11 protein-coding genes are annotated in these 12,975 nt (G+C 70.9%); 5 read left to right on the plus strand and 6 right to left on the minus strand.

Annotated features, from left to right (window positions below):
* On the minus strand, window positions 1-392 hold a 392-nt coding region (locus ABT061_RS06880; protein ID WP_350913551.1), incomplete at its 3' end, for a hypothetical protein.
* 384 nt (window positions 393-776) lie between these two features.
* Here ABT061_RS06880 and ABT061_RS06885 point away from each other — a divergent pair.
* Together ABT061_RS06885 and ABT061_RS06890 are read left to right on the plus strand one after the other, a co-directional pair.
* Complete coding sequence (locus ABT061_RS06885; RefSeq protein WP_350913553.1) at window positions 777-1,742, plus strand: ATP-binding protein; 966 nt, start codon at window positions 777-779, stop codon at window positions 1,740-1,742.
* Window positions 1,743-1,805: 63 nt separating this feature from the next.
* The gene (locus ABT061_RS06890) at window positions 1,806-2,192 is read left to right on the plus strand and encodes an SCO5389 family protein (RefSeq protein WP_343971632.1); all 387 of its coding nucleotides are present in this window, start codon (window positions 1,806-1,808) and stop codon (window positions 2,190-2,192) included.
* A gap of 8 nt (window positions 2,193-2,200) precedes the next feature.
* Here the strand turns inward: ABT061_RS06890 and ABT061_RS06895 are convergent, their stop codons facing one another.
* From ABT061_RS06895 to ABT061_RS06905, 3 genes are read right to left on the minus strand one after another with little or no spacing between them, the layout of a single operon-like run.
* Window positions 2,201-3,235 carry an LLM class flavin-dependent oxidoreductase gene (locus ABT061_RS06895; RefSeq protein WP_350913555.1) on the minus strand — a complete coding sequence of 345 codons (1,035 nt, stop codon included), beginning with the start codon at window positions 3,233-3,235 and terminating at the stop codon, window positions 2,201-2,203.
* Between the two features lie 26 nt (window positions 3,236-3,261).
* On the minus strand, window positions 3,262-3,930 hold the full coding sequence (gene rnhB, locus ABT061_RS06900; protein ID WP_350913557.1) for a ribonuclease HII: 669 nt from the start codon (window positions 3,928-3,930) through the stop codon (window positions 3,262-3,264).
* Between the two features lie 54 nt (window positions 3,931-3,984).
* Window positions 3,985-4,920, minus strand: coding sequence for a LysR family transcriptional regulator (locus ABT061_RS06905; RefSeq protein ID WP_350913559.1), 936 nt, complete (start codon window positions 4,918-4,920; stop codon window positions 3,985-3,987).
* A gap of 99 nt (window positions 4,921-5,019) precedes the next feature.
* Here ABT061_RS06905 and ABT061_RS06910 point away from each other — a divergent pair, with 99 nt between their 5' ends.
* Together ABT061_RS06910 and ABT061_RS06915 are read left to right on the plus strand one after the other, a co-directional pair.
* A complete protein-coding gene (locus tag ABT061_RS06910) occupies window positions 5,020-6,300 on the plus strand; it encodes a pyridoxal phosphate-dependent aminotransferase (protein WP_350913562.1) in 1,281 nt (426 codons plus the stop codon).
* 173 nt (window positions 6,301-6,473) lie between these two features.
* A complete protein-coding gene (locus ABT061_RS06915; RefSeq protein WP_350913564.1) occupies window positions 6,474-7,118 on the plus strand; it encodes a GNAT family N-acetyltransferase in 645 nt (214 codons plus the stop codon).
* 200 nt (window positions 7,119-7,318) lie between these two features.
* Here the strand turns inward: ABT061_RS06915 and ABT061_RS06920 are convergent, their stop codons facing one another.
* Window positions 7,319-7,804, minus strand: coding sequence for a hypothetical protein (locus ABT061_RS06920; protein WP_350913567.1), 486 nt, complete (start codon window positions 7,802-7,804; stop codon window positions 7,319-7,321).
* Window positions 7,805-8,107: 303 nt separating this feature from the next.
* Here ABT061_RS06920 and ABT061_RS06925 point away from each other — a divergent pair, with 303 nt between their 5' ends.
* The gene (locus ABT061_RS06925; protein WP_350913569.1) at window positions 8,108-11,206 is read left to right on the plus strand and encodes an AfsR/SARP family transcriptional regulator; all 3,099 of its coding nucleotides are present in this window, start codon (window positions 8,108-8,110) and stop codon (window positions 11,204-11,206) included.
* Window positions 11,207-11,519: 313 nt separating this feature from the next.
* On the opposite strand, the gene ABT061_RS06930 is transcribed toward ABT061_RS06925, so the two are convergent.
* Window positions 11,520-12,971, minus strand: a complete 1,452-nt coding sequence (locus ABT061_RS06930; protein ID WP_350913572.1) for a DUF7059 domain-containing protein — start codon at window positions 12,969-12,971, stop codon at window positions 11,520-11,522.
* Between the last annotated feature and the right edge of the window lie 4 nt (window positions 12,972-12,975).

The following is a 12,975-nucleotide window of genomic DNA, read 5'->3' on the forward strand; positions in this document are numbered from 1 at the left end:
TCCACCTCCACCGGAGCGGACAAGGACCCCCCACCGGACTTGGCGGGAACAGGCGAGACCGTCTTGGTGGCCCCGACCCCCGCCTCCTCCACCTCCACCGGAGCGGACAAGGACCCCCCACCGGACTTGGCGGGAACAGGCGAGACCGTCTTGGTGGCCCCGACCCCCGCCTCCTCCACCTCCGCCGGAGCGGACAGGGCTCTCTCGCCGGCCTCCGATCGATGCGGAGACGTCACGATGGCCGGGTGGGACGGCGGCGCCTCCGTCCCGTTCCGGGGCGGGGCGGACACGACCAACGGCGTCGCGAGCATCGCGAGCGCGACCCCCCACGCGGCGAATCCGTCGGCTCGCCGCTCGGAAACGCGACGTGACCGGGTATCGGTACCTATCACCAAAGCCCCTTGCTGACCCCTTGTCCACGATCCCGCCGGGGGGCTCAAGATCAACCGACTCGGGGTGGGATACCCGGGCGGCCGGGGTCTCACCGGAGTCGACGGCAAACATCTGCCCTACCCGTACCCAAGGCCGTCGCCGAGTCCGTACAGGAGGGAGCGAAGCGGTAACGGCGGATCTTCAGCACCGGTCATGACATGGCAGGTGTTTTCCCTCAGACCCCACATCCGTACTTGTCATGAGAGACCACTTTCATCCGTGTTCGCAGCGCGGACACCCTCCCAACTCGCCCGGTGATACACGTCACGCACCCTCGCCCGCCGTGGCATGATGGTCCCCCGCAAGAGTTGTAATGATTTTCATAATCAGATTGGATCGTCGTCGTGAGGGTGGCATTCGTCGGCAAGGGCGGCAGCGGCAAGACGACTCTGTCGGCGCTGTTCTCGAGATACACAGCGAGCCGGGGCGGTCCCGTCGTGGCCGTCGACGCCGACATCAACCAGCACCTGGGCATGGCGCTGGGAGTGGCCGATGGCGCGCTGCCAAGACCGATGGGCTCGCACCTGACCGAGATCAAGGAGTACCTGCGAGGTGACAACCCCCGCATCTCCTCGGCCTCGGCGATGGTCAAGACCACCCCGCCGGGGCGCGGCTCGCGACTGCTCCGCCTCGACGAGCGGAACGACCCGATCCACGGCGGATTCGCCGCCGCCGCACCCGAGGGGCCCCTGCTGATGGTCACCGGGCCGTTCAGCGAGGATGACCTGGGAGTGGCGTGCTACCACTCCAAGGTCGGCGCCGTGGAGCTGTATCTCAACCATCTGCTCGACGGCGCGGGTGAGTACGTCGTGGTCGACATGACGGCCGGGGCCGACTCATTCGCCTCGGGGTTGTTCACCCGCTTCGACATGACCTTCCTGGTGGCCGAGCCGACCCGCCAGGGGGTGAGCGTCTACCGGCAGTACCGTGACTACGCCGCCGACTACGGCGTGCCGATCGCGGTGGTGGGCAACAAGATCCACGGCCCCGGGGACGTGTCGTTCCTGCGTGAGCAGGTCGGCGACGACCTGCTCGTCTGCCTGGAGCACTCCGCGGCGATCCGCGCGATGGAGCAGGGCCGCCCCTTCACCCTCTCCGACCTTGAGGTGGCCAACTCCCGGGCTCTGGGCACGCTCCTCGACCATCTCGACGCCCAGGAGAAGGACTGGGACCGCTTCGGCCGCCAGGCCGTGCGGTTCCACCTCCGCAATGCCGAGGCCTGGGCCAACAGGGCCACGGGCGAGGATCTGGCGGCTCAGATCGACCCCGACTTCGTCTTCGGGCCCACGCGAGTGTCGCTCTCCCGCTAGATGGAGCGATCACCACGCCCGACCTAGTGTCTGATTGATCCCCTTCCGAGAGGAGAACGCAGTATGTCGCTGACCGTTTCGAACGATCTTCTCGACCAGGCCAGGACCGGTGAGGTGGACGACGCGGCTTTTGTCACCTGCGTCAGAGACTCACTGCCCTACGCCTGGTCGCTGATCAGCGACCTGGTCAAACAGCGTGAACATACCGGTGCCGAATTCGCCGACAACACCGTGCCGCCACCGGACGAGGCCGCCCGCGGCCAGCTCCTGCGCGCGCTCGCCAGCGACGCCATGCGTGGCGCCCTGGAGCGGCACTTCGGGGTGCGGCTGGCCTTCCAGAACTGCCACCGGGTCGCGGTCTTCGACCCGGCCGCCACCGGGGCTCACGCGGAGTTCATCACCGCCAGGTCTCAGATCCTCAACCAGACGCCCGAGCTCGTCGACTGCTGACGGCGGCCTCACTCCGAGGCCTTCCTTCCCCGTGCCCGCCGCACCCGGCGGGCACGGCCGGAGAGCCTGGGCAGCACCTCGGCTCCCAACCGCCTGATGTTCTCAAGGGTGCGGGCGCCCTCGCCCGCCCCCTCCACCATGAGGATCAGGTGCCGCAGGCCGGTGACCTCGGCGGTCCGCTCGATCCTCGCCACGCAGAGATCGGGCGAGCCGACCGGATGCGTCCCGCAGAGGAAGTCCACGTACTCCCCGACGTCGCGCGCCGGCCGCGCCCGCCCGTCCACCGGTACGTATCCCGCGAGACCCGGCTCCAGCCAGCGCGGCATGGCCTTCCGCATCTCCCGCACGGCCTGATCCGTCGTGTCGGCCACATAGCCCACGGCCGCCGCGACATGACCGGGCGGTGACAGCGGGCCGGCCGCCAGCGCACCGTAGTCGCGGATCATGGCAGCCTTCTCCCGATCCCCGACATGCATGCCGAGCAGCATCGGCAGCCCGCGCTCGGCTGCGATCAGCACGGTCGCGGGAGAGGTACACGCGACGATCGGCCTGATCCGGGCCGCCGGCACCATCGGCACCTGCCTGAAGTTGAAGAACTCCCCGCTCGCGGAGAGCGTGTCACGCGAGAGCGCCTCGCACAGCAGGTCGAGCGACTCGCGGAAGCCGCGCTCGAACCTCGCCAGGCCCGTGCCGAACACCTCCAGGTCCACCCACGGCCCGCCCCTGCCCACCCCCAGGGCGAACCGGCCCCCGGAGACCTGGTCGAGGATCGCCGCCTGCTCGGCCAGATCCACCGGATGCCGGGTGGACAGGACGCTCACCGCCGTCCCGACCCTGATCCTGGCGGTGCGCCCCAGCGCCACACCGGCCAGCGTCGCCGCCGACGGGCAGACGCCGTACGACATGAAGTGGTGCTCGGCGATCCACGCGTCATCGAATCCCGCCTCCTCCGCGGCCACGACCGCGTCCACGGTGTCGCGCAGCACCTCTCCCGGTTGCCGGCCGGGAAATCCCGCCGCGACCAGGAAGACTCCGATTCGCACTCTTCGATGATGTCCGATGTCCGCCGCTAGCCGAAGAGGTCGAGCTGACCCTCACCGGCCAGTGGGTTGCGGTGCCTCTTGAGGTGACGCCAGCGGGGCAGATCGTCCAGGTACGACCAGGACAGGCGGTGGTGCTCCGTCGGGCCGAGCTCGGCCAGGGCCGCCTGGTGGACCGGGGAGGGGTAGCCCGCGTTCTCGGCGAACCCGTACTCGGAGAAGCCCAGCGAGGCCATGTAGGTGTCCCTGCGGACCTTTGCGATCACGGAGGCCGCGGCCACGGAGACACAGGACAGGTCGCCCTTGACCTCGCACCGGACCGGCCAGGGCGCGCCCAGATAGTCGTGCTTGCCGTCCAGCACGACCACGTCGGGCCGGACGGGAAGCCCGGCCAGCGCCCTCCTGGCCGCCCGGCGCAGGGCCTCGGTCATCCCGAGCGCGTCGATCTCCTCGTGGGACGCCTCGCCGTACCCGATACCGGCCGCCCAGGCGGTGATCTCGGAGACCATGGCGGCGCGGCGGGCGGGGGTGAGCAGTTTGGAATCGGTGAGACCGGCGGGCGGTTCCGACAGGTCAGTGACCACGGCGCAGACCGCCACCGGGCCCGCCCAGGCTCCGCGCCCGACCTCGTCCACCCCGGCGACCAGCTTGGCACCGCCGTCGTTCAGCAATCGCTCGAGCGCGTAGGAGGGAGGCATGCGCCGACGTTACCGGCAGGGGAGCGCGACCGCCTCCCGGTGTACCCGAGGGCGTCATCTGGGCACGGGCTCGACCGCCTCCAGGTCGGCGGCGAGGAGCCTGGCGGCGACGTGGACGGCCCTGAGGGTGACGGAGACGGCAGGGCGGTGAACGCTGGAGGATCGGGCGACGGCGTGGACGGTCCGGCCGACCGGCGGGCCGGGCAGCCGGCGGACGACGATGCCCCGGACCCCCGCAGCCAGCGCCAGGGCGGGAACGGCCGCGATGCCGATGCCCTTGGCGACCAGACCGATGATCGTGCTCAGTCCCTCGAACTCCCAGGGCACCGGCCGGTGGCCACCGACGTCGGCCATCAGCCGGTCCACCGCCAGCCGGGAGGGCTCGCCATCCGGGGTGGCCATCCAGGGCTCCTCCCTCAGCTCGCGCAGGTCGACGGGGATGTCGGGGGAGGCGAGCCGGTGCGTGCGCGGCACCACGAGCACCAGCGGATCGCGCAGCAGCGGGAAGACCCGCATGGTGTCCGGTTCGCGTATGCCGCCGTACCAGTCGTCGATCAGGGCGATGTCCACCTCGCCCGACTGCACCTCGCGCATCCCGCGCCCCGAGCGCCCCTGCCCCATCCGCAGGGTGATCTCGCCGTGCCGGCGGAGCGTCCTGGTCAGCGCGGGCGCGAAGGCCACCGCGGCGGTGGGGAAGGCGGTCACGGTGACCCGTCCCGCCGGGGTGACGGCCTGGGCCGACAGGTCGGACTCGGCGCTCTCCACCATGGCCAGGATGCGCTCGGCGTGCTCGACCAGGCGGCGCCCCGCGTCGGTCAGCTCCGCGCTCCTGGCGGTTCTGTCGATCAGCGCGGTCCCGGCCTGGCGCTCCAGCGCGGCCAGTTGCTGGGAGACCGCCGAGGGGCTGTAACCCAGGGATGCCGCGGTGGCGGCGATGCTGCCCCGGCGGGCGAATTCGCAGATCAGCGCGAGTCTCCGCAAATCAAGCATCAGCTTTCCTTATGCCCACCCGCGAGAACCGAAGCTTGTCCTTACGCCCCTACCTCATCAGGGTTGGGAACGTTCCGCAACGAGGGAGGGAACCTCACGATGAACGTCACCCTTTCCGCCACCCTGGCGGCCAACGAGGACATCGAGCGAAGACGGCTCGCCGGGGAGCGCGTGCTGCACCTGGCCTTCGGAGAGGCGGGGTTGCCCGTTCATCCGGCTCTGCGCGAGCGGCTGGCCGCGGCGTCCGGGCACAACGGGTACGGACCTGTCGCCGGCGCGCCGGTGCTGCGCGAGGCGGCCTCCGGCTACTGGTCGCGGCGGGGTCTGCCCACCGACCCGGAACTGGTGGTCTGCGGCCCCGGGAGCAAGCCCCTGCTGTACGGCCTGCTGCTGGCGATCGGCGGCGACATCGTGCTGCCGATGCCGAGCTGGGTCAGCTACGCCGCCCAGGCCGACCTGGTCGGGGCTCGGTCCCTGCTCGTTCCCGCGCCCGATGGCGAGGGTGGGGTGCCCGACCCCGAGCGCGTGGCGGCGGCGGTCACGCACGCCCGCGCCCAGGGGCGCGACGTGCGTTCGCTGCTGGTCACACTGCCCGACAACCCCAGCGGCACGCTGGCCGGGGCGCCCACGATCCGGCGGATCGCCGAGGTCGCCCGCGAGCTCGACCTCACGATCATTTCCGACGAGATCTACCGCGACCTGGTCCACTCCCCGGCCACCGGCTTTCTCAGCCCCGCCGACGTGGCCCCCGAGCGGACCGTGATCACCAGCGGGCTCAGCAAGAGCCTGGCCCTGGGCGGCTGGCGGATCGGGGTGGCCCGGCTCCCGTCCGCGGGACTGCGTGACCGGCTGCTGGCGGTCGCGAGCGAGATCTGGTCCAGCCCGGCCGCACCCGTCCAGCAGGCGGCGGCGTACGCGTACACCGAGCCGCCGGAGCTCGTCGAGCGGATCGGCGAGAGCCGCAGGTTGCACGGCACGGTGGTGCGGGCGGTGCACGAGCGCCTCGTCCGCGCGGGCGTAAGGGTGGCCGCGCCGCAGGGCGGCTTCTACCTCTATCCCGACTTCACCGGGCTGGACTTCGCGTCCTCCGCCGACCTGTCGGCGTATCTGCTCGACCGGCACGGCGTCGGGGTGCTCCCCGGCCACGTCTTCGGCGACGACCCGGCGGCCCTGCGGGCGCGGGTGGCGACCAGCCTCCTGTACGGCGAGACGACGCGGCGTCGGCTGGCCGCGCTCGGTGCTCCCGACCCTCTGGAGCTGCCCTGGATCTCGGCCTCGCTGGACCAGTTGAGCGAGGCATTGGCCGGCCTGCGCGCCACCCGGCGGCCACCCCGCCCGCAGGTACGCGCCCCGCTCGCCGCGGCCCCCGCGACGGGGTGAGATCGCATCGCGGCCCCCGCGTCGGCGACGCGCGTTCCAAGGGTGGATTTAGCGCCTCTGGCCTGGTCTTTCTTACCGCGGAGCGCCCTGGGGGCGGTGCTTCTCACGATGCTCGCCAAGATGTCTCGTGTCGTTTGGCATCAGGCAGGGGAAAGAGCCCTCATTATGTGCTCATGCCCGCTTCTGTCACCCTGTCCGGGCGCCTCTTGCGCCTGGAACCGCTCAGCCTCGCGGTCGTCGACGACCTCGTCGCCGCGGCGAGTGAAGACCGTTCTACCTACGGCTTCACTCGCGTCCCCAATGGCCGGGACGAGATGGTCTCCTACGTGGAGGCCGCTCTGGCTGAGCAGGCGGAGGGCCGCACGATGCCCTTCGCCATCCGGTGGCTTCACACCGACCGCGTGGTCGGTGCCACCCGTCTCATGAACCTGGAGTACTGGCAGGGCCCCATGCCCTGGCCTCCGGGCACTCGTGGGGCGGTGGGCGATGTCCCGTCCGTGGCGGACATCGGTTACACCTGGCTCTCCGCCTCCGCGCAGGGGACCGGTGCCAACCGCGAGAGCAAGTACCTGATGCTCTCCTTCGCCTTCGAGACCTGGCAGGTCCACCGCATAACCCTCAAGGCCGACATACGGAACGTACGATCCCGGGCCGCCATCGAAGCCCTCGGCGCGCACCTCGACGGTGTGCGGCGGGCGGAGAGCCGAGGCGCCGACGACACGGTCCGAGATACCGCGTACTACTCGATCCTGAGCGACGAATGGCCGATCGTCCGAGAACGGCTGCGCGCGCGGATGGGCCTGTTCGAGGCCGCGTAAGGCGCCCCTGGACAAGGGGTAGCGCAAGGAGGATCAAATAAACCGACAAAAGCCATATAACGGTCAAAGCTCACTTTAACTACTTAATGGAACAAAAGGCCCGCCCGGGGTTCCGGGCGGGCCAGGTATCCGTCTGATGTCGTACGCGGGTCATGGGAGGCGTTCGTACGCCGCGCCACCGAGCGGGTCACGAGGTGGGATCACTCCTCGCCGTCGACCTCGTAGATGTAGCGCCACTTGCCGCACAGTGTCCGCTTGGCGTCGTGCTTGTCCCAGTAGCAGACCCTGACCTGCAGGTTTTCGACCTCTTCCCGAACGAAGTGGAAGGGGGTGTAACCCTGGGAGCCGCACTTGCGCGCCCAGTAGTAGCTCTCCTCGCCCTCGTGGTCCTCGACCTTGAACTGGACGTAGCCGCAGAGCCAGCTCGGCGAGTACTTGTCGTAGACCCTGCCCTGGACGTGGACGCTGTCGTCGTCCTCGGTCCAGACGCGACCCTTGGCGCTGGCGCGGGAGTCGTCGTAGTACTTGGAGTAGTAGGAGCCCCAGAACTCGTCGTAGTCGCTGGAGGCGGCCGGGCCGGCGGTGGAGGTGGCGGCCGAGGCCGGAGAGGCGAGGGCCGGAACACCGATCGCGATGACGGCGGTGGCGGCGGCGAGACCGAGGAGTTTGCTGATCGAGCGGCGCATGATGGTTCTCTCCTTGAGGGGGCGGCTCCCGACTTCCTCTAGGAGCCATGGCTCATTGATAGGCTCGCCCGCCTTCATCACGCTTACAGCGCCTTTATCCGCACCTGCAATCCACCGACATGTCGGGCATGGCCGCCCCCGTATGGGGCCATGCCCGACAGCCACAGCATTGTGGACATGACTCAACAGCCGATTAACGTGCGATCAACGGCTCGGCGAACGGACAACCCTCTACTTACTGAGTCAGCAGGGTACGATCTATCATTTGGCCATAAAACTTCCCATCGGGCGGAGATTCGAGAAATGGCTGTTCAGGGCAGCGGAGACGGACTGCGGTTCGCCGTACTCGGTCCTGTCCAGGCCTGGCGTGACGGATCCGAACTCGACCTGGGCACCCCACTGCAACGTTCCATCCTGGCGATGCTCCTGCTGAGGGAGAACCGGGCGGTGACGCCGACCGAGATGATCGACGCGATCTGGGGGGACGACGCCCCGCCCCGCGCGCTCGGCGCCCTGCGCACCTACGTCTCCCGGCTGCGCGCGGTACTGGAGCCGGACAGGTCCCCGCGCACCCGCCCCGAGCTGCTTACCTCCGTCGGCAGGGGGTACGCGCTGCGGCTGAACGGGATCGCCCTTGACCTGGTCCTCTTCGAGCGCGGCGTCGCCGAGGCCGAGGTCGCGCGCCGCGCGGGCGACCTGGCGAAAGCCGCGGAGAGCCTGCGCGCGAGCCTGGCGCTGTGCACCGGCGAACCGCTGGCCGGAGCCGTCGGCCCCTATGCCGAACACCAGCGCGACCGGCTCACCGAGCGCCGGATGAGCGTGCTGGAAGTCCTGATGGACCTGGACCTGGAGCTGGGCAGGCACGCCGACGTGCTGTCCGAGCTGATCGCGCTGACCGCCGACCATCCGCTGCGCGAGCGACTCCGCGCCCAGCTGATGCTGGCCTACTACCGCTGCGGGCGCAGGGCGGAGGCACTGGCCGCCTTCGCCGAGACCCGCGCCACGCTGATCGAGGAACTGGGCATCGAGCCCGGCACCGACCTGACGAGCATGCACCAGCGCATTCTCACCGACGCCCCGGCCCTCGCGCTCGCCCCTGCCGATCGACCCGCACGGCTCGCGCCCGCCGAGGCCGCACCGGCCGCTCCGGATCGGAGCCCGAAGCCGGAGCCGACGAGAACGTCGGGAACGCGGGGAACGCCGGTGGTCCCGGAACTGCCGCGCCCCGCGCAGCTTCCCGCCGCCGTGAACGACTTCACCGGGCGCCGTCAGATCATCGCGCGGCTGCGCACGCTGCTGTCGGCCCAGGAGGGCTCCGAGGGCGTGCCCGTGGCGGCCATCTCCGGCATCGGCGGCGTGGGCAAGACGGCGCTGGCGGTGCATGTCGCCCATGCCATGCACGACCTGTTCCCCGACGGCCAGCTCTACGCCGACCTGCGCGGCTACGGCGTGGAGCCGACCGCGCCCGAGTCCGTGCTGGCCGCGTTCCTGCGCGGGCTCGGCCTGCCCGCCGACGCCATCCCCGACGGCCTGGCCGAGCGTTCCGCGCTGTTCCGCTCGCTCCTGGCCGACCGGCGGATGCTCGTGCTGCTGGACAACGCCCGCGACGCCGCGCAGGTGGGCCAGCTGCTCCCCGGTTCGGCCGGGTGCGCGGCGATCGTGACCAGTCGCGGCAAACTCGCCGACCTGGCCTCGGCCCGGCTGATCGACCTGGACGTCATGGAGCCGGAGGAGGCCCTCGCGCTGTTCGGCACCGTCGCCGGCACCGAGAGGGTGGAAGCGGAACGCGCCGCCGCCATGGACGTGGTCGCCGCCTGCGGTTTCCTGCCGCTCGCGGTGCGAATCGTGGCGGCGCGCCTGGCCGCCCGGCCGTCCTGGACCGTCGCCTCCCTGGTTCCCCGGCTGGCCGACGAGCGCCGCCGCCTGGACGAGATGCGCGTGGGAGACCTCGCGGTGGAGGCGACCTTCGCCCTCGGGTACGGCCAGCTCAGTCCGGCTCAGGCCCGCGCGTTCCGGCTGCTCTCCCTGCCCGGGGGCCCGGACATCTCGATCGGGGCCGCCTCCGGGCTGCTCGCGCTGGAGGCGATGGACACCGAGGACGTCCTGGAGTCCCTGGTGGACGCCAGCCTGCTTGAGGCTCCGGCCCCTGGCCGTTACCGCTTCCACGACCTGCTCAAGCTCTTCGCCCGCCGGGTCGCGGAACGGGCCGAGAGCACGGCGGAGGGGGACGGCGGTCAGGACGGCGGGGAGCGACGCGGGTCCGGGGTGAGCGTGGCCATCGGCGGGGAGGGCGCGGTGGCGCTGGCCCGGCTGCTCGACTTCTACCTGGCGTCCGCGCGCTCGGCGCACCGTCTCGCCTACGAGGGCAGCACGATCGCCGACCAGCTGGGTGTCACCGGTACCGGCCACGCCTTCGCCTCCGCCGACGAGGCCGTGGCCTGGCTGTCGGTGGAGGCGGAGTCGCTGTTCGCGTCGATCGCCCAGGTGACCCGCGCGAACCAGGCCGAGGCACTGCTGCCGGGGGCCGACCTGCTGCTCGCCATGGAGCCGCTGCTGGAGTCGGGGAGTCACGGCCGCGAATTCGAGAGCCGGACGCGGGAGATGCTGGCCGCGGCGCGACGGCTCGGTGCCGTCTCCAGCGAGCTGCGCTGCCGCTACGTGCTGGGCCGGGTGCTGTTCGGCACCAACCGGCTGGCCGAGGCCGAGGAGGAGTTCCGTGCCTCCCTGGAGCTGTCGGCCGGGGGCGATCACATCGTTGTCGGCGAGGTACTGAACGCGTTGGCCGTCGTGGCCGGGCGCCGACGCCGCCACGTGGAGGCCCTGGCCTGGTTCAGCTCGGCGCGCGAGGCGTTCAGGGAGGTCGGAGCACGGGGCGGGGAGGCGCTGACACTCAGCTACTCCGCCCGCGACCACCTGTTCCTGGAGCAGCCGCAGGAGGCGATCGCCGCCGCCGAGCAGGGGCTGGCCCTGTTCATCGAGATGGGCTCCAGCGCCGGCACCGCCAGGGCCCGCTACCACCTGGGGATGGTCCTGTCGCGGGTCGGCCGGTTGAACGAGGCGGTCCACCACCATGCCGAGTGCCTCGCCTTCTTCCGGGCCAGCAGGCAACGGGTCTGGGAGCAGCGGGTCTGTTCCCGGCTGGCCGAGACCTTCATCCACGCGGGCCGCTTCACGGACGCGACCCGTCACGCGGAGCAGGCGCTTACCGTGAGCCGGGAGATCAGCCACCCGTACGGTGAGGCGCAGGCTCTGTGGGTGCTAGGCAAGGCGCTCAACGGCCTCGGCAGCACCGGCCGCGGGCGCGACTGCCTCGAACGCGCCCACGACCTGTTCAGCAGGCTCGGCGCGCCCGAGGCCGAGGATCTGCGCCTTCTGCTGGAGCGCGACCAGGTCGACAGCTGATCCAAGATCATCGTAAAGATCATCGTCAAGCCGCGTCATCCAAACGTGGTTGATCACTGGCATGCCCCTCGAAGTCGGTCCGCGGTCCGGAATGAGCGTGGAAGCCCGGCCGGCCGCCTGGCCCCGGGCGACGTGTAGGGGGCCCGGTCATCCGGTACGTCGCCCGCGGGCCGGCCGCCTCACTGTGGCAGCCGGCCGGACTTTGCACGGACCCTTCACCCCCCGAGTCCGTGCCCCACGCCCAGAGCTTCCCCCGCCGGGGTTGACATCCGATTGACAGGCAATAGCGGCGATATCCACAGCCCGTGGAGAATCACCCTGTGGATATGTGGAAAAACCCCTCGGCAATCAGCGGACGGAGCACGGCGGGGGCCTTGGCCCGCAGGTCATCGGGGTCCTCGCCGGTGAGTTCCGCGATCGCGTCGAGCAGCGGGGCCAGTGGATAGTCACCGTCGCAGACCCCCGCGAGGGCGGCTTCCACGGTCCCGACCCGCGTGCTGCGGCGCAGCCTCCCGGTCTGCCTCAGCACGATCCGCGCCGGGTCCTCGGCGCCGGGCGGTCCGCTCCGCTCCTCCAGCACTCCCTCGGCGACCACCAGTCTGGCGCCCAGCAACTGGGCGTCGGTCAGCCGGTGCGCCGTGGTGATCGCGCCGAGCACCTCGTCCACGTATCCGCCGACCGGCAACTCCACCGGCAGGCCGTACTCCTCCACCCGCACGACCGGGTCAAGGCTCCCGGAGTCGTGCAGCGTGATCCAGCCGAAGCCGATCCCGGTGACGCTCTCGGAATCGAACCAGCCGAGCCAGTCGTCGTAGAGCTCGCGGTAGCGCGGGGTGCCCTGCTCGGCGGCGTCCCTCAGCCACAGCTCGACGTACTCGGCGGGATCCTGCACGTCGCGCTGGACCGCCCAGCCGTCGCAGCCGGTCCCGGCGAGCCAGCCGCCCACCCGGTCACGCCAGTCCTCGCCGTCGACGTGCAGCCAGTTGGCCAGCAGGTGGCAGGTGCCGCCGGGTGCGAGGTGGCCCGGCACCCGCCGTACGAGGTCGCGGCAGAAGTCGTCGGCGGGCAGGCCCGACTCCCGGTAGGTGAACCGGCCGGCCGGGGAGATCACGAACGGCGGGTTGGAGACGACCAGGTCGAAGCGTTCGCCCTCGACGGGATCGAACATGGAACCCTGCCGCGCCTCGACCCCGGTGATCCCGGACAGCGCCCAGCTCAACCGGGCCAGCTCCAGCGCGCGCGGGTTGACGTCGGTGGCCGTTATCTCCTCGGCGCGGCCGTTCAGATGGAGCACCTGGACCCCGCATCCGGTCCCGAGATCCAGCGCACGCCCGACCGGGCGATGTGAGGCCAGCTGGGCGAGGTTCGCCGAGGCTCCCCCCGCGCCGACGACGTGGTCCGGGCGCAGGGCGGGGTCGCCCGGCCTGACCTTGCGGTCGGAGACCAGGTAACCACCGGTCTCCCAGGGCTGCAGGTGAACCGTGGAGGTGATCCGCCCGCCCTCGACGGTCACCAGTCCCGCGGCGGCCAGTTCCTTCAGCGGGAGGCCCGCCGGTGCCTCTCGCGCCTCCACGGGGGCGCCGAGCCACCACAGCCGGATCAGGGTGCCGAGCGGGTCACCCTGGCCGGTGACACGCAGGGCGGGCACCGTCTCCTCGCGGGAGAGCGCGGTGGCGGCGACGTCACCGAGTCGCTCGCGGACGCCGTCGATGGTGTAGCCGGTGTCGAGCAGGAGCTCTCTGAGCCGGTCCAGCAGATCGTTCACCGGA

It is taken from the genome of Streptosporangium sp. NPDC002544 (assembly GCF_040295965.1).
In the GTDB taxonomy this organism is placed as follows: domain Bacteria; phylum Actinomycetota; class Actinomycetes; order Streptosporangiales; family Streptosporangiaceae; genus Streptosporangium.

What these genes read in the sequence shown, in the direction of transcription:
- ABT061_RS06925 (WP_350913569.1), top strand. Translation starts at nt 8,108, where the DNA reads ATGGCTGTTCAGGGCAGCGGAGACGGACTGCGGTTCGCCGTACTCGGT.
- ABT061_RS06910 (WP_350913562.1), top strand. Translation starts at nt 5,020, where the DNA reads ATGAACGTCACCCTTTCCGCCACCCTGGCGGCCAACGAGGACATCGAG.
- ABT061_RS06890 (WP_343971632.1), top strand. Translation starts at nt 1,806, where the DNA reads ATGTCGCTGACCGTTTCGAACGATCTTCTCGACCAGGCCAGGACCGGT.
- rnhB (WP_350913557.1), bottom strand. Translation starts at nt 3,930, where the DNA reads ATGCCTCCCTCCTACGCGCTCGAGCGATTGCTGAACGACGGCGGTGCC.
- ABT061_RS06920 (WP_350913567.1), bottom strand. Translation starts at nt 7,804, where the DNA reads ATGCGCCGCTCGATCAGCAAACTCCTCGGTCTCGCCGCCGCCACCGCC.
- ABT061_RS06905 (WP_350913559.1), bottom strand. Translation starts at nt 4,920, where the DNA reads ATGCTTGATTTGCGGAGACTCGCGCTGATCTGCGAATTCGCCCGCCGG.
- ABT061_RS06915 (WP_350913564.1), top strand. Translation starts at nt 6,474, where the DNA reads ATGCCCGCTTCTGTCACCCTGTCCGGGCGCCTCTTGCGCCTGGAACCG.